The organism is Streptomyces sp. NPDC085866 (assembly GCF_044541035.1).
Lineage (GTDB): Bacteria > Actinomycetota > Actinomycetes > Streptomycetales > Streptomycetaceae > Streptomyces.
Map to the genome: position 1 here is coordinate 157,414 of NZ_JBITSQ010000018.1, position 21,653 is coordinate 179,066.

Genomic DNA, 21,653 nt, shown 5'->3' on the forward strand with positions numbered 1-21,653 from the left:
CGCCCGGAGGGCGGGCCACGCGGCAGGCAGGAATGGCCGGACAGGCCCTAGGTCTCCCGGCTCCACTGCGGCGGCGGGCTGCCCAGGCGTCTCGCCAGCGGGGGCTCCTGTGCGGCGACGGCGCCCACGCTGATGCTGACGGCGACCGCGACGGCGACCACGATCATCCAGGACAGCAGCAGGAACACCAGGCCGAGGGAGCCGTAGTCGGCCAGGGCCCGGTTGATGGCCCTGGGCATGTACAGCGGCGCGGTGTTCGTCAGGACGGTCAGGACGACCGCCGTGATGACAGCACCCGGCAGCAGGGGCATCCAGGTGATCCGGCCGCCGAGCAGCAGATGCTGCGTCCACCACCACAGGCCCACCGCGGTCACCAGGGTGAGGGGGATGCCCAGCCAGGCGCCCAGGCCGAACCCGTCGCGCATCGGGCCCTGCAGGAGCATCGACCCGAGCCACAGGACGAGCCAGGCCACCCAGCGCCAGGGGGCGACGCGGGTGCCCGCTCTGGGGATCTCCCAGGCGCGCTTGCAGAGCCGCTGCAGGGCCCGGCTGACGGCGGTGGCCGAGATCAGCACCATCAGTCCGCCGACGACGCCGGTGGCCTGCCGCAGATCCTCCGTGGTCGGCTGGAGCACCTTCTCCAGCTCGGCCTGGGCGGCACCCGTCAGGCCCAGCACCGCGTGCACGGACCTGACCAGCTGCTGCCTCAGCAGCTGCGGAGCGTAGGCCGCGACCACGAACAGCAGCGGGACGGCGGTGAGGAAGCACTGCGCGGCCAGCCGGGTCGCGGAGTCGAAGATGTTCACGGACACCATGCGGTCCGCGAGATGGGTGACGACCGGGAACCGGGTCTCGGCCTCTTTGTGCAGCGACTTCGCCCGGGCCACCAGCGCGGTGGTGCGCCGCTGCCACCACCCCGGCCCGGGACGCCGCTCTCCCTGCCCGCCCTGTCCCATCAGGGTCCCGCGAGCGCGCTGCGGCGGTGCGACCGGCGCCCGGCCGCGGACGGCGCCCACGCGGTGGTCGGCATGGCGTTGCTCATGTCCCTTCGACGCGCCTTTCCCTTCGACGCTCCTTGCCCTGCGACCAGAGTGGGGGCCGGAGCACCCGGCGGCACCCGGAGGCCGGGGCAGAGGGGGCGTCGCGCGCGGATGTGCGAGGCTCTGGGGCGCGTGCTGGAATGGCCAGGAGGGCTGACGACCGCCGACGCGGGGGCACTGCCACGGAGCCGCGGACGGCCCCCTCCCTGTTCCCGAGGAGTGGCCATGAACGGCATCGAAGATATGGGCCCGGTCGACTACCTGGTCATCGAGTTCCCCGGCAACCGTATGACGGGCGAGGCGTTCCCCCTGCTGGTGGATCTCGTCGAGCGCGGCCTCGTCCGGATCATCGACCTCGCCTTCCTGCGCAAGGAGACCGACGGCTCGGTCGTCGCGATGGAGTTGCGGGACCTCGGCGACGAGGTCGATCTGACCGTCTTCGAGGGCGCCTCGGCCGGCGTGCTGGATCAGAGCGACCTGGACGAGGCCGGCAACGCGCTGGAGCCCGGCAACTCGGCCGCGGTGCTGGTGTACGAGAACGTGTGGGCCGCTCCCCTCGCCCGCGCGCTCAGGCGCAGCGGGGCACAGCTCGTCGCGAGCGGCCGTATCCCGGTGCAGGCCCTGCTGGCGTCCCTGGACGCCACGGAGGAGACGACTCCCCCCGGCGGCTCCGCGGTCGCCTGAACGGCCGTACCGACACCGGTCGCCCGAACGACGGGACCGAACACCGGTCGACTGAACGGCCGGACCGAATCATGGGAGATGACCGAACATGCCCGGACTGCTTCGGGGCGTCGCACGCACCGCCGTCGTCGCCGGAACCGCCACCGCCGTGTCCAACCGCGTCTCGCGACGGCAGGCGGGGCGATGGGCGCAGCAGGACTACGAACAGCAGCAGGCCTCTGCACAGCAGGAGCCGGCGCCGCCCGCTCCTTCCGCTCCTCCCGCAGCGCAGGCCGCGGCCCCCGACGAGATGACCCAGAGGATCGATCAGCTCAAGCAGCTGGCCGACCTGAAGGCACAGGGGGCCCTGACGGAAGAGGAGTTCGAGAGCCAGAAGCGCCGGCTCCTGGGTGGGTGACCTCGGTCGGCGTCAGGCGTAGACCCTCTCGACGAAGTCGTGGATCTGGCGGTCCGTCAGATGCCTGGCCAGATCGGCCTCGCTGATGATGCCGACGAGCTTCTTCTCCTGGATCACCGGCAGCCGGCGTATCTGGTTCGTGGACATCTCGTCCAGCACCTGCTCCACGGTCGCGTTCGCGTCGATCCAGCGCGGCGTGCCCTGGGCCAGGTCTCCGCACGTCACCTTCGACGGATCGTGCCCCTTGGCCACACACTTCACGACTATGTCACGGTCCGTGACGATGCCGCACAGTCGTTCGTCGGCGTCACTGACGGGCAGCGCACCCACGTTCAGACGGGCCATCAGCTGCGCGGCCCGGTCGAGGGTCTCGGTCGCCGGGATCCACTGGGCCCCGGAATGCATGATCTCTGCGGCGGTGGTCATCGGTTCAACCTCCTGAGACACACGCCCGTACGGGTGAACAAGGGCGTCCTTCTCTCACCGTACGAGCATGTCCGCGTCCCCGCGCGATGTCCCGGACCGGCCGCGCCGCCCTACCGGTGTTCGTGGTTCTCCGATCCAACCCGCTTCCGCCTGCGGCGGGATGGTGTAGCCCAGGTGTGTCATGATCCACCGCCCGGACGACATCCGCCTGCACGCCCTGCGCGGCCATGATGGCGGTGCTCCGGTCGATGCCCCCTGGGTGTTGCTGACCTCCGGCGAACGCTTGAGGGTGCAGTTGATCACCATGGCCCGCAGGTCGGACGACCGGGGCGGCCGCCACCAGCGCCTCCGGATGCCCCAGGTGTACCGCGCGGCTACTGTCGAGAGACTCCCTCGTCCCCCGTCCCCCGTCCCACAGAAGGCATCTCCGGAAGGAGTGTGGTCGGCGTGGCCCGCAACCGCCGTCTGATCCTGAGCTCGCCGTCCGAGGTCTGGAGCCTGCTCGCCGACGGCCATCGCTACGGGGAGTGGGTGACCGGAACCCAGCAGGTGCTCGCCGCGGACCCGCAGTGGCCCGCCGTGGGCGCACGCCTGCAAGTCCGGGTCGGCGTCGGCCCGTTGACCCTGGACGACACCTGCGTCGTGCGCATCTGCGAGCCGCGGCACCGCCTGGAGCTGGAGGCGAAGGCGGATCCCTTCGGTGCGGCCCGTATCGCCATGAACCTGATCCCCTGGGGCGAGCACACGCTCTTCGTCCTCGACTGGCACCCGCTGCGCGGGCCCGGGACCCGGATGCACGGACTCCCCGTGGACTACATGGTCAGGATCCGCAACGGCATGATGCTGACGAAGCTGGCCCGGATCGCGCTGCGCGAACACGGCGAACGCGCCGATGGGGACCTGCTGCACACGGGCAGCGGATGACGACCCGGCAGGGGTGACACCCCGCGCGCCCGCTGCGCTGTACGGGATGGCTCCTCGACGGGGCCCGCGGTACCTCTTCCGTCCTGACCTCCCGGCGGGGTATCGCACGCCGGGGCGGGCAGGCGCACTCCCCCTACGCCTGCCCGCTCCGTGCACCGGTCCTGCGGCGAGCAAAGCGGCGAAGGCCGCCCGGCGTCGGCGTTCCCTCAGCCGAGTTCTCTGGTGAACACCTCGTACGCCCGTTCGTCGAAGAGGACGAACCGCACCTCTTCCACAGCTGTCCGGGCGGCTCGCACCGTGTCGAGCGCGATCCGTGCCGCGTCCTCCATCGGCCATCGGTACACGCCGGTGGAGATCGCCGGGAACGCGACCGTACGGGCTCCCAGCTCGTCGGCCACGCGGAGGGACTCCCGGTAGCAGGAGGCGAGCAGGCCGGAGCGGTCCTCGGAGGCGGACCAGACGGGACCCACCGTGTGAATGACCCAGCGGGCGTCCAGGTTGCCCGCCGTGGTGGCGACCGCCTGGCCCGTGGGCAGGCCCTTGCCGTAGTGGGAGGCCCGGAGCCCCCGGCACTCCTCCAGGATCGCGGGGCCGCCGCGGCGGTGGATCGCGCCGTCCACGCCTCCTCCGCCGAGCAGGGAGGAGTTGGCCGCGTTCACGATCGCATCGGCGCTCTGTCGGGTGATGTCGCCCTGGGCCAGGGTGATGGTGATCATGCCTGCCTCAGCCTTCTCCACACGGCCTTCGCCGCGTTGTGCCCCGACATGCCGTGCACGCCGGGTCCCGGCGGGGTGGCCGAGGAGCAGATGAAGACGGCCGGATGGGGGGTGTGGTACGGGAACAGGGACAGTCTGGGGCGCAGCAGGAGCTGGAGTCCGGAGGCCGCGCCGCAGGCGATGTCGCCCCCGACGTAGTTGGCGTTGCGCGCGGCCATCTCGGCCGGGCCCGCGATGGCTCGGGCGAGGATCCGGTCACGGAAGCCGGGGGCGAACCGCTCCAGCTGGCGTTCCATGGCGTCCGTGAGGTCGCCGGTCCAGCCGTTCGGGACGTGGCCGTACGCCCAGAAGACGTGCTTGCCCTCGGGAGCCCGGGTGGGGTCGGCCACGCTGGGCTGCACGGTGATCATGAACGGTCTGTCGGGGGCGCGGCCCTCGCGGGACGCGGCCCGCAGGGCGGTGCCGATCTCGCCCTTGCTCGCGCCGATCTGCACGGTGCCGGCGCCCCGGGCCTCGGGGGCGGTCCACGGGACCGGGCCGTCCAGCGCGTAGTCGATCTTGAAGACGCTGGGGCCGTAACGGTAGTGGTCGTAGTAACCGCCGAAGCCGGCGATCCGGGCGAGCGCGGCGGGTGAGGTGTCGAAGACGTACGCGCGGGCGGGCGGCAGGTCGTCCAGGCGCTTGACCTCGTAGTCGGTGTGCACGGCGGCGCCGAGGTCCTGGAGGTAGGCGGCGAGGGCGTCGGAGATCGCCTGGGAGCCGCCGCGGGCCACGGGCCAGCCGCGGGCGTGCGCGGCGAGCGCGAAGACCAGGCCTACGGCGCTGGTGGCGAGGCCGTTCAGCGGGGCCATGACATGGGCGACGAGGCCGGAGAAGAGGGCCTTGAACCGCTCGTCGTGGAAGCGGCGCATCAGCACGGTGGAGGGCGGCAGCCCGGCCAGGCCGAAGCGGGCGAGGGTGACCGGGTCGCGCGGCAGCGCGGTCAGCGGCAGGGACATGAAGTCCCGGGCGAGCGTGTCCCACCTGGGCAGGAACGGCCTGACCAGTCTGCGGTACGCGCCCGCGTCGCGCGGGCCGAAGGAGGCGGCCGTCTCGGCGACGGAACGGGCCAGCACGGCTGCGGAGCCGTCCGGGAACGGGTGCGCCATGGGCAGGTCGGCGTGCAGCCACTGGAGGCCGTAGCGCTCCAGGGGCAGCGCGCGGAACGCGGGCGAGTTGATGCCGAGGGGGTGGGCGGCCGAGCACGGGTCGTGCCGGAATCCGGGGAGGGTCAGCTCCTCGGTGCGGGCGCCGCCGCCCACGGTGGACCGTGCCTCGAACAGGGCGACGGAGAAGCCCCGGCGGGCCAGCTCCACGGCAGCGGTCAGTCCGTTCGGTCCCGCACCCACCACGACTGCATCGAGCATCGACGGCACCTTCGGACCCCTTCGTCAGCCGATGGCCACTCAGGTTCAGGATATGCCGGGGGACTGACACACCCCGGGGCCGGGTGGCTCAGGCGCCGGTGCGCAGCAGATCCACGATCCGGCGGGCGGTGTCGGCGTCCCGGGCGGCGGTGAACGGCAGTACGTTGGCGCCGGTCACCCGGAACGGCTCGCCGGTGCGGGTGAGGTGGATGCCGCCCGCCTCCTCGACCAGGAGCAGGCCCGCCGCGTGGTCCCAGGCGGCCTCCCAGGAGAAGGCGACCGCGTCCAACTCGCCCCGCGCCAGGGCGAGATACTCCAGGCCCGCCGAGCCGCAGGGGCGCGGGGCGAGGCCGTCGGTCCACAGGGCGCGCAGCGCGCGCTTCTGCTCGTCGGTGGTGAAATCGGGGTGGGAGGTGGCGACGGTGAGGTCACGGCCGGGTGCGGGCGGGCCCGCGAGCAGCCGCTCGCCGTCGAGGAAGGCGCCCCGGCCGCGGACGGCCGTGGCGAGCTGGTCCCGCGCGGCGGCGTAGGTCCAGGAGGCCAGGACGGTGCCCCGGTGGGCGAGCGCGACCAGGGTGCAGAAGCCGTCGTCGCCGTGCACGAACTGCCGGGTGCCGTCCACCGGGTCGATGATCCAGACGGGCGCCTCGCCCTGGATCGCGTCGTACGTCGCCGGGTCGGCGTGCACCGCCTCCTCGCCGACCACCACCGAACCGGGCAGCAGTGCCTCGAGGTCTTCGGTGAGCTGCTGCTCGGCGAGCCGGTCGGCGTCGGTCACCAGGTCGTGCGGTCCGCTCTTCTGGTCCACCTCGTGCTCGGCGAGGCGGCGGAAGCGGGGCAGGATCTCGGTGGCGGCGGCCTTGCGGACCGCTTCCTCGACGTCTGCCGAGCAGCGGGTGAGAAACTCGTCGATGGTTTCCGTGTCTTGGATCATGCGTCCATGAGAACACGCGCCACTGACAATCCCCGCCCGTCCGGTGGACGCCAGGTGGAATCGGGATGAAGAGCGGGTGCCGCACCTCCCGTCACCGGCCGACCGCGTATCCCTGCATCCCGCGCGGGTTCGCCGCGGCCGAGAGCACGCCGGTCTCCGGGTCCCGGGCCACCGCGCACAGGCGGCCCTCCGACCAGCCGGGGCCGACGGTGACGTCGTGGCCGCGCCGCCGCAGCTCCTCGATCACGTCCGGGTCCGTGCGGGACTCCACGGTCACGCTGCCGGGGCGGCGGCCGCGCGGGTAGAAGGAGCTGGGGAAGCTGTCGTTGTGCCAGTTCGGGGCGTCGATGGCGCCCTGCAGGTCGAGGCCGCCACGGACCGGGGCGCGCAGGACGGCGGCGAGGAGGAAGTGCAGCTGCCACTGGTCCTGCTGGTCGCCGCCGGGCGTGCCGAACGCGAGTACCGGGACACCGTCGCGCAGGGCCAGGGACGGGGTGAGGGTGGTGCGAGGGCGGCGGCCCGGGGTGAGGGAGTTCGGCAGCCCTTCCTCCAGCCAGGTCATCTGCAGCCGCGTGCCGAGCGGGAAGCCCAGCTCCGGCACGACCGGGTTGGACTGCAGCCAGCCACCGCTGGGCGTGGCCGCGATCATGTTGCCCCAGCGGTCGACGACGTCCAGGTGGCAGGTGTCACCCCGGGTGCTGCCGTCGGCGGCGACCCGGGGCTCGGCGACGGTCGGCTCGCCCGCGCCCATCGGGTTGAAGCCGGTGTCCTGACCGGCCTCCACGCGCGCGCGTGCCTGGACGGGAAGGCGCGGAGCGCGTCCGCCGGGGCTGCCGGGGCGCAGCTCGTACGACGCCTTGGCGCCGACCAGGAGGCGCCGCCCGGCGTTGTAGCCGTCCGAGAGCAGCTCGGCGAGCGGCACCTCGGCCGCGTCCCCGTACCAGGCCTCGCGGTCGGCCATGGCGAGCTTGCAGCCCTCGACCAGCAGGTGGACGTAGTCGGCAGAGCCGTAGGCGGGCAGCTCGGGCGGGAGCAGCGCGAGCTGCTGGAGGAGGACGGGGCCCTGGCTCCAGGGGCCGGCCTTGCACACGGTCCAGCCGTTCCAGTCGTACGTCACCGGCGCCTCGTAGCTCGCCGACCAGCCTGCGAGGTCGGCCGCGGTGAGGGTGCCGGTGTGCCGTTCGCCGCTGGTGTCCAGCGTGGGCCGCCGGGACTGCCGGACCAGCGCCTCTGCGATGAAGCCGGAGCGCCACACCTCGCGCGCGGCATCGATGCGCGCCTCCCGGTCGCCGGTCCCGGCGGTCTCGGCGAGCAGCCGCTTCCAGGTGGCGGCGAGCGCGGGATTGCGCAGCAGCTCCCCGGGCCGCGGCGCCCTGCCGGCCGGCAGGTACACCTCGGCCGAGGAGGTCCACTCGGTCTCGAACAGCTCCCGGACGCTCTCCACGGTCGCGCCGACGTTCTCCACGGGCGCGTGCCCGTGCTCGGCGTACCCGATGGCGTACTTCAGGACGTCGTCGAGGGACTTGGTGCCGTGGTCGCGCAGGAGCAGCAGCCAGGCGTCGAAGGCGCCGGGCACCGCGGCCGCGAGCGGTCCGGTACCGGGTACGAGATCCAGACCGAGCCCCTTGTAGTGCGCGACCGTCGCGCCGGCCGGGGCCACGCCCTGCCCGCACAGCACGCGCACCTCGCCGCCCGCCGGGGCGAGCAGGATCGGCACCTCGCCGGCGGGCCCGTTCAGGTGCGGCTCCACCACGTGCAGCACGAACGCGCCGGCCACGGCCGCGTCGAAGGCGTTGCCGCCGCCCTCCAGTACCGCCATCGCCGACTGGGAGGCCAGCCAGTGGGTGGAGGACACCATGCCGAAGGTGCCCTGAAGGGTGGGCCGGGTGGTGAACCGCATCTCTCACCTCGCTGTTGCGCACGTCCGTCGATCAGCAGGCTATCGATCGGTCGTGGCGCCGCTCCAAGGGTGGGGTTCTTCCTGAACAGGACTCTCCTGGGCGGGGATTTCCGGTGTGCCCGGTGCCGGACGTCCCGCCCAGGGCGGTGCCACGGGAAAGCCCGTGACGGGTGCGTACGGGGTGGCGAAGGCGGGTGGCTGGACGGGCGGGAGCGGCGCGGGGGCCGTCCGGGCCGTCGGGCGGCGGCGGAGCAGCCACACCACCGCTGCCGTGTACAGCGCGATGCTCGCGACGTCGAACGCGACCAGCGGCCAGGTCGCGTCCGCCGCGGTCTCGTCGCTCTTGAGCCCGTCGACGGTGGCCGCCGAGAAGGCGAAGGCGAGGATGTTGTTGACCGTGTGCAGCCCGATGGACGCCTCCAGACCGCCCGTGCGCCAGGTCAGCCAGCCCGCCGCCGCTCCGAACACCACCAGGTCGGCGAACCCCCAGGGCGTGCCCCAGCCGTGGGCGGCGGCGAACAGGCCGGCCTGGGGCAGGAGCGCGCACCAGGGCGAGCGCAGGAAGGCGCCGACGGCCTGCGTCAGCCAGCCCCGGAAGACGTACTCCTCGGCGGCCGCCTGCAGGGGAACCAGGACGACGAGCATGGCCAGTGCGGGCCCGAAGACCGACCATCCCGCCCACCGGAACTCCTCGCCGCCGTCAGCGGGCAGCAGGAGCATGCCGCCCATCGCCAGGCCGACGATCGGCAGGGCCGTCAGCACGCACAGGGTCAGCCAACGCCATCGGAGCCTCCCGGTCACGGAGGAGACCGTGCCCGCCGGGCGCTGCCCGATCCAGCGCACGGCCAGCAGTACGACCGGGGTCGCCAGGGCGAGGAGCAGGCGACCATCCTCGCCTACGAGAGCGGACTGGTCCGGCCCCGCGCGCTGTGACGCACCGGACGCCGTGACGGAGGCGATCGCCGCCCGGGAACACCGCGACCACCTGCGACGTTGATCTCGTGCGGCAGAACGGAGGCCCAGGCAGTGCACGGTGAGTACAAGGTGCCCGGCGGCAAGCTCGTCGTCGTGGACGTGGAGGTCGAGGACGGCGTGCTGCGCCACGTGCGCGTGGCGGGCGACTTCTTCCTGGAGCCGGACGAGGCACTCGACGCGGTGAACCGTGCGCTGGAGGGTGCTCCGGCGGACACGGACGCGTCCGGACTGGCCGCGCGGATCGACGCGGCGCTGCCCGAGGGGACCGTGATGTACGGGCTGACCTCGGAGGGCGTCGGGACCGCGGTGCGCCGGGCGCTCGCGCACGCCACGGACTGGACCGACTACGCCTGGCAGCTGATCCACGAGCGCCCGCAGTCCCCGGCGCTGCACATGGCCCTGGACGAGGTCCTCACCGCCGAGGTCGCCGCGGGTCGGCGGCCGCCGACGCTGCGGGTTTGGGAATGGGGCGCCCCGGCGGTGATCATCGGCAGCTTCCAGTCGCTGCGCAACGAGGTGGACCCGGAGGGCGCCGCCCGGCACGGCATCGAGGTGGTGCGGCGGATCTCCGGCGGCGGCGCCATGTTCGTGGAGCCGGGCAACACGATCACCTACTCGCTGTCCGTGCCGGAGTCACTGGTCCAGGGCCTGTCCTTCCAGGACAGCTACGCCTACCTGGACGACTGGGTGCTGGGTGCCCTCGGCGAGATGGGGATCCGCGCCTGGTACCAGCCGCTGAACGACATCGCCACCGACCAGGGCAAGATCGCGGGCGCGGCGCAGAAGCGGGTCGTCGGCGCCGACGGCGGGCCCGGCGCCGTACTGCACCACGTGACGATGTCGTACGACATCGACGCGGACAAGATGGTCGAGGTGCTGCGGATCGGGCGGGAGAAGCTGTCCGACAAGGGGACGAAGAGCGCGAAGAAGCGGGTCGATCCGCTGCGGCGGCAGACGGGGCTGCCGCGCGAGGCCGTCATCGAGCGGATGATCGAGTCGTTCCGGGGGCGGTACGGACTCGTGAAGGGCCGGGTGACCGACGAGGAGCTGGCGCGGGCACAGGAGCTGGCCCGTACGAAGTTCACGTCCCCGGAGTGGACGGCCCGGGTGCCGTAACCCGCGACCGACCCGCGCGGCCCGCGCTCAACTCGCGGACAAAAAGGGGCACACGGGACGTCGATCGTCGGGCTCCGTCACCATGCAGGCACACAGCGAGTTGGCACTTCCGCCCCACAGGGAGTCGTGTGACACTGTCGTCGCAGTCCACCATGCGGACCCCCCTCCGCACCCCCTCCCCCACGAGAAGTGAGCCGTGCGTTCTCTTCCTCTGCCGCTCGCCCTCACCGCGCGTCTGACGCCGGTCGCCGTGCTGGCCTGCGCCGGCTGGGCGATGTCGTCGGGCCCGGCCACGCCGTCCGCCGACGCTCACCGGTCCGCCCAGGGGACGCCCACCCGGTCGGCCTCCGCCCCGTCCTCCACCGCGGCGTCGAAGTCGTACGACACCGCGCCCACCCCCTGCACGAGCGTGCCCGTGGCGACCCTCAAGTCGCTGGTGCCCGGGGCCAAGACGGCGGGCAAGGAGATCCCCTCGACCGACACCGCGCTGCGCCGCACCTGCTCCTGGAACGCCCTGCAGGGCTACGACTACCGCTGGCTCGACGTCTCCTTCGAGGTCACCGGGTCGGAGCAGGACGCGAAGAAGGAGTACGAGCAGCGCGTCACCGAGAAGAGCGGCGGAGGGGCCGTTCCGGGGCTCGGTGACACCGCGTACTCCATCGTGAACCTCACCACCGAGGACAAGCAGGAGACCCGCGAGGGCGTGGTGCTGGCCCGCGTCTCCAACGCGCTGGTGATCGTCACCTACAACGGCAGCGACTTCGAGACGAAGAAGGCCCCGAGCACGGACGAGATCAACAAGGGGGCCATCAAGGCCGCGAAGAGCGCCGTGGCCGCCCTGCAGGGCGGCGGGTCCGGCTGACGGAGCAGGGCCGACGGCCCTTCAGGACCGTACGAGCGGCCTCACCAGGTCGCGCACGTCCCGTTCGGTGACGGGCCCGCTGTGGACGTTCGCCATCCTGCCGCGGGTGTCGATGACGACCGTGAACGGCACCCCCTGCGGCACCGAACCCCTGGGGAACGTCAGCACCTTGCGGCCGGAGGGGTCGCTGAAGCTGGGGTAGGCCAGGTGGTGGTCCTGCTGGAAGGACCGGCCGTTGACGGGCTCCGTGTCGGTGTTCAGCCCGAGCACCTGAACGCCCTCGGCGGCGAGGTGCTTCTGCGCCGCGTCGAGTTCGGGCGCCTCGGCCCGGCAGGGGCCGCACCAGGAGGCCCACGCGTTGAGCACCACGACCTTGCCGCGGTAGTCGGACAGACGCAGAGGCTTGCCGTCCAGACTGTCGCCCCTGAGGTCGGGCGCGGCCGCACGCCGGCCGGCGGGAACGGGCCCGCTCTTCTCCCCGGAGGGATCGGCGGTGGCCATGCCGGCATGGCAGGAGGCCAGCAGCAGGCAGGCTGCGGTCCACAGCAACGGTCGCGTCTTCACGAGAAAGGAGTATCTCAACCGCCCCATGGGGGACGGATCTTGGGGTGCGGTAGGTTCCGAGGCGACTGATCACCGGCTGGTGCCGGAACCACGACACACGGGGGCTGTAGTGAGGATGCGGTACGCGGTCGGGGCCGGGGCGCTGGCGGTCCTGGTGGCCGCGGGCGGCTGGGGATGGTGGGCCGGACAGGGCGGCGGTGCGCGGTACGGGCTGCGCGCGGCCGAGCGGGCGTCCGGGCCGGCGTGTACGGGCCTGGCCGGGCGCTGGCCCGGGCGACTGGACGGTCACGACCGCGAAGGGGTGGGGGTGACCGGCGCCGAGGCCTGGGGCGGTGGCGCCGTCACTGCCCGGTGCGGGCTGGTCTCGCCCGGCCCGTCGCCCGACCCGTGCATGAGCGTGAACGGCGTGGACTGGCTGCTCGAACTGGCACGGTCCCGGCAGTCGGGGAAGAAGGTCCTCGTCTCCTACGGCCGCACCCCCGCCGTGGAGGTGACCATCTCCCCCGGCGTGCGGGCCGTCGACGCGGTGATGATCGACCTGTCCAAGGCCGTCGCCCCCATCACGCAGCGGTCGCACTGCCTGGATTCCCAGGGCCACTGACGCGCTCGGCGGCTCCCGGGCCGCCCACCGCTAGGACGCCGCCTCCCTGGACTCCTCCGCGATCCCCCGGACGATGAATTCGACCCCGGGCCCGAGTTCGACCCGGTCGCCGTCGCGCAGGCGGACCCGGGAACCCGGCACCAGGACGCTGTCGTTGACGCGGGTGCCGTTGGTTGCGCCCTGCGGGACCTCGGTCAGCCAGGCCGTCCCGTCCGAGGCGTGGTCGAGGGTCGCGTGCTGGGCCGAGACCGTGTCCTCGTCGGCCAGCAGCTCGGACGCCTCGGGGGCCCAACTGCTGCTACGCCCCAGCCGGATCTCCGAGCCGCGCGGCACGTCGAGGTGCCGGCCGCCGCGGAAGACCAGCCGCACCGCGCGCCCCGGGATCCGGGGACTCGGCCGGCCCGAGCCGACCGGGGTGCGGCATCTGGGACACGCGGCCATGCCGACGGGGACGATCGCGTCGCATCGCCCGCACTTGGTACCGACGGGCGTCGGGGGTGGGGGTGGGGGTGGGGCGAACTGGTCGACGGAATCCCAATCGTCGTCATCGAAGTCAGATGCCTCCGTCACCGGCGTCTCCCTTCTTGAGCACGACCGTCGTGTCCACCCGTCCGCTCTCGCTCTCCCGCACGTCCGTCACCACGACCGTGGTGTCCGGCCCGAGGTCGGGCGCCGCGAACAGCTCCCGGGCGAGCGGGTTGATGAGATGCGTCTCCAGCACCATGCCGATGCCACGGCCGCCGTTCCACTTGTCCCGGGTGCAGTGGTCCAGCAGCTCGCTGCGGGCGTTGTCCTCGATCTCCAGGGCCAGTCGGTGTCCCTGGGCCAGCTGGCGCTGGATGTTGCCGAACTGCAGATCGAAGATCTGCTTGGCGACCGCGTCGGAGATGAAGTCGAAGACGACGACGTTGCCGCCGATCCGGTTCATCAGCTCCGGCCGGCCTATGACGTTCTCGAAGTGCTTCTTGACGTTGTCCTTGACGGTGGCCTCCAACTCCTTGTAAGGCGTGCCCGGTTCGACGATCCACTTGCGTTCCTGGGTCTCCGGGTCCGTGCGCTGGACACCGAGGTTGGAGGTGAAGATGAGCACGCACTCGCTGAAGTAGGTGGTGACCCCCTGTCCGTCGGTGAGCCTGCCGTCCTCCAGAACCTGCAGGAACTTGTCGAGGATGCCCTTGTCGGCCTTCTCGATCTCGTCGAAGAGGATGACGCGGAAGGGGTTCTCCCGTACGGCGGAGGTCAGTTCGCCGCCCGCCTCGTAGCCGACGTAGCCAGGGGGCGCGCCGACGAGCCGGTCGGCGGAGTGGGCGGCCGAGAACTCGCTCATGTCGAAGCGGAGATACGCCTGGTCGCTGTCGAAGAGGACGGAGGCCACGGCCTTCGCCAGTTCCGTCTTGCCGGTTCCGGTCGGGCCGGCGAAGAACAGCACACCGCGCGGCCGGTGTCCCGGGCTGGTCGCCTGCGCCCCGGAGAGCCCCAGCGCGGCACGCTTGAGGATGTCCAGGGTCATCGCCACGGCCGCCTCCTGCCCCAGCACCCGGCGGGGGATGGACCGCTCGTTCTTGGGGTTCTCCCCGTCGAGGATGCGCTGACGTATCTCGCCCCGGCTCCAGGGGTTCTTCTCCACGCCCAGCCGGTAGATCCGTACTGCGTCGGGCATGGCGGCGAACGGCATGGCGCGGGAGCGGGCGAGCTTCACGCTCTCCTCCATGGCCTGCAGGCTCATGCCGGTGGCCGCCCGGGCGAAGGCGCCGACGTACCGCGCCGTCTCCTCCGCGTCCGCGCCGGCGGGCGAGGCCGCACCGCCGCCCGATCCCTTTCCGGCGTACCGCTCGTAGCGCTCGCGCAGGAGACGGGCCATCGTCGTGCGCTCGTCCGCGTCCGGCTCGGGCACGGCGACGGCTCGGATCCGCTCACTGCCGGAGATCAGCCATCCGGGTATGTCCCGCTCCCCCTCGGCGAGCCAGATCACCGGGTTGAACCGGCCCGGTTCGCTGGGGACGACGGGAGTGCCGGTCCAGGGTTCCAGGGGCTTGGCCTCCTGGGCGAGTTTGAGGCAGGCGAGAAAGAAGTCGCGTTCGTCCGGGGTCACCCGGGACGGGTCGGTGACGAGACGGGAGGCGTGGTCGATCACCAGCGCCACCCGCAGCGGCCGCAGCCGACGTCCGTCCCGCATCATCTCCTCGCGCTGCTCCGCCCACCCGGTGGTGATGTTCCGCAGCTGGTCCAGCACCGCCTGGCGTTGCGCCGCCGTCTGGCCGGGGAACTCGCGGGGCCCCTGCAGCAGTTCCTCGAGGGCGGTCTGTGTCTCGCCGTCAGCGACCGCCGCCACGCGGAAGCCGCCCACCTGGTCGCAGAGCACCAGCGCCTGGTAGCCGATCTCCCGCAGCGGGTTCCACAGCACGTCGAGCAGCGGGTAGAACCTGTCCCGGCCGCGCCGGCCCACCAGGTGCAGGTCACGGATGTTGCCGTGCAGGACGTACTGCGCGTGCACTCCGAGTGTTCCGATCAGCTCCTCCACGAAGGGCGGGAGCCGGTCTTCCTTGGACAGGTCCATCGTTCCTCCCCGTTGCACGCGATTGCGGGCCGCGTGCGGGCATGGTGCTCAGTGGCGGTCTCAGCGGCGTTCGTCGCCGCCGACGGTCTTGTGTCGTGGAGGTTCCCAGCGCGTGTCCGCCGGGCTGCCGGTGTCCTGTTGGGGCAGCTCGCCGAGCGTCGCGGCGCCCTCCCCCAGCACGCCCGACAGCGCTCCTTCGGTCCGTACGTCGAACTCGAGGCCCAGTCCCAGTCCCTGGGTGATCTGCTGGAACTCGGCGAGCCGCTCGTGGGTCTCCGCGCAGCGGGCGTCGTCGAGGGCGCGCTGCTCGGGGGTCCGCTCCCCCGGGTCGCCGTGGTACATGGTCGCCACGCTCAGCTCGCCGTCGACCAGGGTCGCCCTGAGCCAGTGATCGGGCTCCCAGCCGTCCGGCGTCCAGTCGAGGCGAATCTCCTGCCCCTCGGGCCGGCCGGCCTCGGTGTACCCGCCGAACCTCCTGGCCAGTTCCTCGACGGCGCCGGCGCACTGCTCCCGGACGTAGAGGGCCTCCAGTGCGCAGCGGCGCTCGTCCACGGCGCGTTCGACCAGGTCTCGCTCGTCCTTGCTCAGCTGGACGCCGTCCTCCAGGGTTCGCCGGAGCAGTTCCACGGCCTCCGGTGCCGGGGCGAGGTCCTCGGCGCCCTTCGGGGTCTCGTAGACGAGGAAGTCGTAGTGCAGCGCGGCGCGTTCCTGGGCCTCCCGGGTCAGGCGCGCGTCCTTGTTGGCGTCGCGGACGTACTTGCGCGCCTCGTTGAGGTGGATGCGCGCCCGGCGGGGGTCGTCGGCCGCGCGGCGCACGGCGTGCCGGACGGCCCCTGCGGCGAGTTCGGCGGCCTCCGAGACGGCGTGCGGGTCCAGCTCTCCGAGGATCTCCGCCCCGGTCCGGCGGACCTCCTCCACGTCCAGGCCGGGCTGGGGGCGCGGGCCGGGGGCCGTCCGGGACGTCGGTCGTCCCTCGGCCTCGGCGGTGCGCTCCGTGGAGAACCGCCGCAGTGCCCGCTGCCGGCTCTCGCGCAGGGCGCGCTGAAAGGCGTCGTCCTCCTCGTCCAGCCGCAGTTCCGCGCTGAGCCGCTGCTGCTCCCACGCCGCGTGCCGTTCCTCCGCCCGGCGCACGGCCTCCTCGCTGCGGGCCAGTTCCTGCCGCAGGTCGCACAGTCGCTCGCCGACCGGCTCCAGCGGCGGTGGCAGGTCGGGGCGCGGCGGGGCTCCGGCCGGGCCGCCCGCGGCCGTGGCCCGGGCCACCCGCGCCAGCAGGGCGCGCCTGCGGGCGTTGATCCGGACGGCGGCGTACGCGGCGGCCTGCCACTGCTCGGCGGCCGTCGCGGCCAGCTCCTGTTGCCGCTCCAGGCAGCGCTGCTCCTCCGCGGCCCGCACCGCCGCAGCGGCGAGGACACGGGTGGTGAGCAGGGCGGCCCGGCCGGCGAGCAGGACGCCGCTGAGTGAGCCGAGGACCTGCAGCGCCGCGTCGGCGGCCTGATGCACCGCGTGCCCGGCCGCGTCGGCGACGTGGGAGGAGACGTGGGCGACCGGGTCGTGCAGGTGGAGCATGCCGGTGTGCGGCACCGCCTGGGGGTCGATGGGCGGCGGGGGCGGCGGGAAGGTGACGGCGGGTGCCACCGCAGTCACCGTCGGGAAGGCGAGACCCGAACTCATGCCTGTCCTCCTGTGCTTTCGGACTTCGTCTCGGCTGTCGTCGCGGACTGCGGGCGGCCCGCTCGCCGTGTCCGGTGCTCACGGAGCCTGCGCCACCGGTCCAGGAGTCGGTGCGGGCTCCACCGGTACCACCGGTCGCCCGCCCGCCGCCTGCGGCGCTCATGGCGCCCGTGCCACCACCAGACCAGAAGACGACGCAGGCTCCACTCGGGCCGGGGGTCGTGCGGCAGTTGGCCGGCTCGCAGCCTCCGGCGCTCATGACGTCCGTGCCACCACCACGCCAGAAGACGGGGCAGGTTCCACCAAGGCGGCCGCCGTCCCGCCCGCAGCCTCCGGCGCTCATGACGTCCGCGCCACCAGGCCAGGAGGCGGCGCAGGCTCCACTCGGTCTCGGGGTCGCGCGGGTGCCGCAGACGCCACCAGGCCCGGCAGCGGCGCACGCTCCACACGGCGACGGCGACGGCCGAGGCGAGCGGCCACACCCAGGGTGCGTGGGTGATCGCGTAGAAGCCCAGGAAGCCGGCGAGCATGAGCAGCGCCGCTGTGATGAAGAGGCCGGCCCGGGTGCGTGCCAGCCGGCCGGGGCGCTCCGCGTTGCGGATCAGGAGGCCTGCCAACGACCTTTCCGGGTGGTAGAACGGCGGGCCGATGTACACCGCGGTCCACAGCTCCACCCCGAAGACGAACGCGGCCGCGGGCAGCGCCTCGAGCCAGGCCGTCACCACGGCATCCTGGGAGGCGCGGCCCAGCACGTCGGCGAGGCCGATGACGAAGGTCCACGGGGCCGTGACGACCGTGGCGCCGAGCAGGGCCCAGCCCAGGGTGGGCAGGCGGTCCATCCGCCGCAGTACGTCGCGCAGCCCGTCCTGGTCCGCCGCGAAGATCCGCGCGCTCTCCTCGACGACGCGCCGCTGCCTCAGCTCTTGCGCCGCGGTCTCCGCGTGGCCGCAGAGGAGGTGGGCGGCGAGCAGGCGCAGGTCGTCCTGCTGGGAGTCGAGCAGCGCGTCGAACCAGGGAACGCGTTCCAGGAACTGTGCGCGCCTGCGCAGCACCGCGTCGGTGAGCCGGCTCCTGGTGCGTTCCGGTTCGCGCGCCAGCTGCAGGAGCCAGGCGTCCACCGCCACGGTCTGCCGCAGGGCCGCCCGGGCTCCGCGGACCCGGCCGATCTCGTGGCCGCGCAGCAGCTCCCGGACGGTGGGCTCCCACCGGGCGCGCAGGGTGCGCCACGCGCGGCCGGTCTCGTCCAGTCCGCTGCCGCCCGGCCGCTGGGCAAGTCCGGTCAGGACGGCGGGCTGGTCCGCCAGGTGCCGGATCAGGGCGACGGCGTCGGCGTTCCCGTCCCTGGCCCCCTGGCACAGCAGGCGCATGCTCCGTACGTCCAGGTCCACTCCGTGCCATGAGACGTCGAGGAGGGGACCGAGCCAGTTCAGGAGCTGTACCAGACCGGCGGCGGACGGCGGTTGCGCCAGTTCGTCCAGCAGGGCCTTGAGCCGGCGCAGCTCCTCGGGGCTGCGGTCGCCGGTGGTCTCGAACTGGCGCAGCCAGACGACGAGTCGGGCCCGGTCGTCGTCGGCGGCCAGCATGCGTGCCGCGGAGACGTGGTTCTGGTCCAGATGGAGGGCGAGAGCGTCGGTCCCGGTGAACTCCTGGCCCATGAAAGGGAAGGGCTGGATCACGGGGCGCGTCGTGTCGGCGCCGAAGATCCGCTCGTCGGTGCGCGGGGCGACGTCGGGGTCCTTGCCGTCCAGCCAGTCCCGCACCTTCTCGGCGTCCCAGCGATTCTCGGGCGCCCGGGTGAGCAGGCCCTCGCAGAGCCGGCGGGTCCCTCGGTGCTCGATGCCGCCGAGGTCGGGGTCGTGCGTGGCGATCTCCCGCAGGACCTCCTCGTCGCGGCGGAAGTCGATGGGGTGCTTGCCGAGGGCGAGTTGGGCGATCACCATGCCGAGCGACCACCAGTCGCCGGCCTCGGAGACGGTCTGCCGCAGCAGCCCCGCCTCCGGCGCGAGGTAGAGGGGCTTGCCACGCCAGTCGGTGCGGGGCTCCTCGGCCTCGTCGGGCCGGTGGACGGCGGCGCCGAAGTCGATGAGGACGAGGTCGGCCGTGTCGGCGCGGCGGGTCTGCACCATGATGTTGTCGGGGGTGATGTCCCGGTGCACGATGCCCCGTTCATGAAGGGCGGTGACGGCGTCGTACAGCTGGCTCACCATGTTCTTCACGCCCTCGGGGCCTAACCCGCGGGGGTGGTCGGCGTGGTACCTCTCCAGGGTCTCCTCGCCGTGCGACCAGTACAGGTGCCAGGGGTGTCCGTGCGCCTCGCCGGTCTCCAGGAGCCGTTCCAGGTGGGGAGCGGACTGCTCACCGAGTTCCCTCAACTCCTGCTCGATATCGGGCCCGGGGGCGTGCAGCCGGTGGTACCACTTGAGTACCAGGGGTATCTCGGCCGCTCCGTGACGGGCCGTTTGGTCGCGCACCCTCAGCACCACGGCCTCGGCGGGCCGCCGTGCGCCGGACAGCACGGCGACGAGCGGGAACCTGTCCGCCAGTTCAGGCGGCACGTCGGAGAGGACTGGACGTGTCTCCACGGCCCGGGCATTGGTGAACCCGCCGTCATCGGGATCTACGACTCGGGTGGGCGGCGTGCTCATCGACTTCCGACCTTCCAGGAAACGCGCTGGGTACGCCACAGGGACACGGCGCGGAACGAATCGGCCCGATGCGCAAGTCGCGGGACGATGAAGATATCCGAAATCCCTTCGTGCGACGGGGAGTTTCCCGGATCTTCAGCGATTAACCCGCCGGGACTACGATGCGTATCATGCACCCGTTGCCCTCGCACGAAAGTCTCGTAGACGAACTTCGGGAACTGCGGCGTCGCGGTCTGCCCGGGCTGCGCCACTGCCCCAGGGACTCGCTGCGCGAGGCGGCCGTCGCGGCCGGTCTGTGCAGCGGGGAACAGGACGAACAGAGCGGCATCGAGGACCTGCTGGGCGCGGCGGTGCGCCGGCTGGCCGGTGGGCATCCCGTGCGGGACGACGACTCCTGCGATCCGCTGGCCCGCGCGGCCGCCCACACCTTCGGCATCTTCCCCTCCCGCCGCGGGGTCCCCGGCACCGACCGGAGGAAGGCCGCGGCGGGAGTCTACGGGGTGACGACCGAGCGCTTCCGCAAGAGCCAGGAGCGCGACGTCATCGCCGAACTCGCGGCGGCGGTCCTGGTCGTGGCCCGGGAGGCGTGCGTACGGGAGACGGCCGGCCCGCGGACCGGTGACTCCTGGGCGAGCGGCCGACCCGAGCTGGTGACCCTGCCGCCGACGACACCCCCGGTGCACGCCGCACCTGCCGCCGCCGGTATCCCGCCCCAGCGCCCCGCTCACCCGGGCGCCCGGCCGGGAGCCGCCGCACCGGCGGGCCGGATCACCGTCCGGGTGTGCCCGATCGAGCTGGTGCGGGACGTGGACATCCTCGTCTCCTCGGAGAACACGTTTCTGGAGATGTCCAAGACCTTCCGCTCCACGGTGTCCGGATCCCTGCGGCGGGCCGCCGCGCTGCGGGACGCCTCGGGCGAGATCGTGGACGACGTCCTCGCCCGCGAACTGGGGGTGTGGCTGCGGACGCACGGCAGGTCGGGCGTGCCCGTGCGGCCGGGCACGGTCGTCGCCACGTCCTCCGGCGCGCTGGCCGCACAGGGGGTACGGCGTATCCACCACGCGGCGATCGCGGCCCCGGTCGGCGACGGTGAGCGCTACCACGTGACACCCGCCGTGCTGGCCGAGGCGGTGCGGGCGTCCTTCGAACTGGCGTGCCGCGAGGCCGACTTCCTGTCGCTGCCGATGTCCTCGATCTGCTTTCCGCTGATGGGCACCGGCCGGGGCGGCCTGTCCGTCGAGACCGCGGCCCGCGCACTGCTCGGCGCGATCAGGCAGGAGCTGCGCCGGGACCCGTCCTGGTCGGTGCTGGTGGTCACGCCCGAGGAGAGCCGCGCCCGTATGCTCATGGCCGCCAGCTCCGCTCGGTGAAGGCCACCCCGGCCTGCCTGAGCAGGCGCTCCATCTCGGCGAGTTCCCCGCGCAGCGGCACTCCGAAGAGCCGCAGCTCCCGGTCCTCGCCGGCGCCGACCTGCAGGCGCGGTCCGGCCGACTCCTGTGCCAGGTACGGGGCGTAGCGGGCGGCGCCGCGCGGTGTCAGGGCGACGATCCGCTGGTTGGCCGAGCCGCGCCAGACCAGCCGGGTGGGCTCCGCGACCCGGAACCGGCCGATGATCACGGCGTCCGCGCCGACGAGGGCCCGGCGCCGCTGCGGCGTCAACTCCTCGTTCTCGTACCCCGTGTACACCAGCAGGTCGGTGGAGCGGGGCCCGGCGCTCCCCTCGTGCCGCCGGGCCTCGTCCCTCAGCCGTGCCGCGCCGGCCAGGAGTTCCGCGAGCGCCGCCGCCTGCTGCAGGGGCTCGCCGCCGCTGACCGTGAGGCCGTCCGCCCCGTCGGCGAGGGCCTGTTGCCACAGCGCGAGCACCTCGGAGACGGTGGTGACCGTCCCGGCCTCCGGGTCCCAGGTGTGCCGGGACATGCACCCGGCGCAGGCCAGCGAGCAGCCCTGCAACCAGATGCCGAGCCGCCTTCCCGGGCCCAGCGTCTCCAACGGGTAGTGGGTCCCGTCGAGGCGTATTTCCACGGCATCTCCTCCTCGCACCGGCTTGGAGTATCCAGCGCGGCGATGTGCGCCCGCAATTGCCGGAAGGCGCTCATCCGGCTGTCCGCCGGGCGAGATCCGGTTGTTTTCCGGAACTCCCGAAGAGCGTGATCGATTTCCTTGAAATCCGCATCCCTCCGGGGGTTTTGCTCCGCTACTCTCTCCCCCATCGCGGCGCCTTCCCACCCGGACCGC

Annotated in this window: 20 protein-coding genes; 7 read left to right on the plus strand and 13 right to left on the minus strand. The window is 72.8% G+C overall.

Features of this window, described 5'->3' with window-relative positions:
* Positions 1-47: 47 nt before the first annotated feature.
* Entirely contained in the window at positions 48-1,016 is a 969-nt protein-coding gene (locus ACIF83_RS37040) for a YhjD/YihY/BrkB family envelope integrity protein (protein ID WP_399733797.1), read from the minus strand.
* A gap of 249 nt (positions 1,017-1,265) precedes the next feature.
* Between ACIF83_RS37040 and ACIF83_RS37045 the strand changes: the two genes are divergently transcribed.
* Both ACIF83_RS37045 and ACIF83_RS37050 read left to right on the plus strand, forming a co-directional pair.
* Positions 1,266-1,724, plus strand: coding sequence for a DUF6325 family protein (locus ACIF83_RS37045; RefSeq protein WP_393481573.1), 459 nt, complete (start codon positions 1,266-1,268; stop codon positions 1,722-1,724).
* 88 nt (positions 1,725-1,812) lie between these two features.
* Positions 1,813-2,121 (plus strand): SHOCT domain-containing protein, encoded by a 309-nt coding sequence (locus ACIF83_RS37050; protein ID WP_393481576.1) that lies wholly within the window; start codon positions 1,813-1,815, stop codon positions 2,119-2,121.
* 12 nt (positions 2,122-2,133) lie between these two features.
* On the opposite strand, the gene ACIF83_RS37055 is transcribed toward ACIF83_RS37050, so the two are convergent.
* Positions 2,134-2,547, minus strand: a complete 414-nt coding sequence (locus ACIF83_RS37055; RefSeq protein WP_393481578.1) for a CBS domain-containing protein — start codon at positions 2,545-2,547, stop codon at positions 2,134-2,136.
* A 447-nt stretch (positions 2,548-2,994) separates the two neighbouring features.
* Between ACIF83_RS37055 and ACIF83_RS37060 the strand changes: the two genes are divergently transcribed.
* On the plus strand, positions 2,995-3,471 hold the full coding sequence (locus ACIF83_RS37060) for an SRPBCC family protein (protein ID WP_393481581.1): 477 nt from the start codon (positions 2,995-2,997) through the stop codon (positions 3,469-3,471).
* Positions 3,472-3,677: 206 nt separating this feature from the next.
* Here the strand turns inward: ACIF83_RS37060 and ACIF83_RS37065 are convergent, their stop codons facing one another.
* The 5 genes from ACIF83_RS37065 to ACIF83_RS37085 all read right to left on the minus strand — a co-directional run bounded on the left by ACIF83_RS37065 (position 3,678) and on the right by ACIF83_RS37085 (position 9,228).
* Positions 3,678-4,187 (minus strand): O-acetyl-ADP-ribose deacetylase, encoded by a 510-nt coding sequence (locus tag ACIF83_RS37065; RefSeq protein WP_393481584.1) that lies wholly within the window; start codon positions 4,185-4,187, stop codon positions 3,678-3,680.
* Positions 4,184-5,593 carry a phytoene desaturase family protein gene (locus ACIF83_RS37070; RefSeq protein WP_393481587.1) on the minus strand — a complete coding sequence of 470 codons (1,410 nt, stop codon included), beginning with the start codon at positions 5,591-5,593 and terminating at the stop codon, positions 4,184-4,186. The genes ACIF83_RS37065 and ACIF83_RS37070 overlap by 4 nt, the downstream gene beginning before the upstream one ends.
* A gap of 88 nt (positions 5,594-5,681) precedes the next feature.
* The gene (locus ACIF83_RS37075) at positions 5,682-6,527 is read right to left on the minus strand and encodes an inositol monophosphatase family protein (protein ID WP_399733803.1); all 846 of its coding nucleotides are present in this window, start codon (positions 6,525-6,527) and stop codon (positions 5,682-5,684) included.
* 91 nt (positions 6,528-6,618) lie between these two features.
* A complete protein-coding gene (locus tag ACIF83_RS37080; RefSeq protein ID WP_399733806.1) occupies positions 6,619-8,427 on the minus strand; it encodes a gamma-glutamyltransferase family protein in 1,809 nt (602 codons plus the stop codon).
* A gap of 39 nt (positions 8,428-8,466) precedes the next feature.
* Positions 8,467-9,228 carry a lysostaphin resistance A-like protein gene (locus ACIF83_RS37085; RefSeq protein ID WP_399733810.1) on the minus strand — a complete coding sequence of 254 codons (762 nt, stop codon included), beginning with the start codon at positions 9,226-9,228 and terminating at the stop codon, positions 8,467-8,469.
* 225 nt (positions 9,229-9,453) lie between these two features.
* Here ACIF83_RS37085 and ACIF83_RS37090 point away from each other — a divergent pair, with 225 nt between their 5' ends.
* Together ACIF83_RS37090 and ACIF83_RS37095 are read left to right on the plus strand one after the other, a co-directional pair.
* On the plus strand, positions 9,454-10,518 hold the full coding sequence (locus ACIF83_RS37090) for a biotin/lipoate A/B protein ligase family protein (RefSeq protein WP_393481598.1): 1,065 nt from the start codon (positions 9,454-9,456) through the stop codon (positions 10,516-10,518).
* 196 nt (positions 10,519-10,714) lie between these two features.
* Complete coding sequence (locus tag ACIF83_RS37095; protein WP_398140320.1) at positions 10,715-11,380, plus strand: hypothetical protein; 666 nt, start codon at positions 10,715-10,717, stop codon at positions 11,378-11,380.
* A 21-nt stretch (positions 11,381-11,401) separates the two neighbouring features.
* On the opposite strand, the gene ACIF83_RS37100 is transcribed toward ACIF83_RS37095, so the two are convergent.
* A complete protein-coding gene (locus tag ACIF83_RS37100) occupies positions 11,402-11,944 on the minus strand; it encodes a TlpA family protein disulfide reductase (RefSeq protein ID WP_393481604.1) in 543 nt (180 codons plus the stop codon).
* 115 nt (positions 11,945-12,059) lie between these two features.
* On the opposite strand from ACIF83_RS37100, the gene ACIF83_RS37105 reads away from it, so the two are divergent.
* On the plus strand, positions 12,060-12,545 hold the full coding sequence (locus tag ACIF83_RS37105) for a DUF3515 family protein (RefSeq protein ID WP_399733813.1): 486 nt from the start codon (positions 12,060-12,062) through the stop codon (positions 12,543-12,545).
* A 30-nt stretch (positions 12,546-12,575) separates the two neighbouring features.
* On the opposite strand, the gene ACIF83_RS37110 is transcribed toward ACIF83_RS37105, so the two are convergent.
* Genes ACIF83_RS37110 through ACIF83_RS37125 form a run of 4 tightly spaced genes read right to left on the minus strand, consistent with a single transcriptional unit; the run spans position 12,576 to position 19,418 of the window.
* Positions 12,576-13,115, minus strand: coding sequence for an FHA domain-containing protein (locus ACIF83_RS37110; RefSeq protein WP_399733816.1), 540 nt, complete (start codon positions 13,113-13,115; stop codon positions 12,576-12,578).
* Complete coding sequence (locus tag ACIF83_RS37115; RefSeq protein WP_398140323.1) at positions 13,099-15,102, minus strand: AAA family ATPase; 2,004 nt, start codon at positions 15,100-15,102, stop codon at positions 13,099-13,101. Before ACIF83_RS37115 ends, ACIF83_RS37110 begins: the two co-directional genes overlap by 17 nt.
* Positions 15,103-15,162: 60 nt before the next feature.
* On the minus strand, positions 15,163-16,773 hold the full coding sequence (locus ACIF83_RS37120; protein WP_399733820.1) for a hypothetical protein: 1,611 nt from the start codon (positions 16,771-16,773) through the stop codon (positions 15,163-15,165).
* Entirely contained in the window at positions 16,770-19,418 is a 2,649-nt protein-coding gene (locus ACIF83_RS37125) for a protein kinase (RefSeq protein WP_399733823.1), read from the minus strand. The genes ACIF83_RS37120 and ACIF83_RS37125 overlap by 4 nt, the downstream gene beginning before the upstream one ends.
* Positions 19,419-19,588: 170 nt before the next feature.
* Here ACIF83_RS37125 and ACIF83_RS37130 point away from each other — a divergent pair, with 170 nt between their 5' ends.
* Positions 19,589-20,788 carry a macro domain-containing protein gene (locus ACIF83_RS37130; protein ID WP_399733826.1) on the plus strand — a complete coding sequence of 400 codons (1,200 nt, stop codon included), beginning with the start codon at positions 19,589-19,591 and terminating at the stop codon, positions 20,786-20,788.
* Here the strand turns inward: ACIF83_RS37130 and ACIF83_RS37135 are convergent.
* Positions 20,763-21,440: a 4Fe-4S single cluster domain-containing protein gene (locus ACIF83_RS37135; RefSeq protein WP_393481620.1), complete on the minus strand. Its 678-nt coding sequence runs from the start codon at positions 21,438-21,440 to the stop codon at positions 20,763-20,765. The two genes, ACIF83_RS37130 and ACIF83_RS37135, sit on opposite strands and share 26 nt — an antisense overlap.
* Positions 21,441-21,653: the final 213 nt, after the last annotated feature.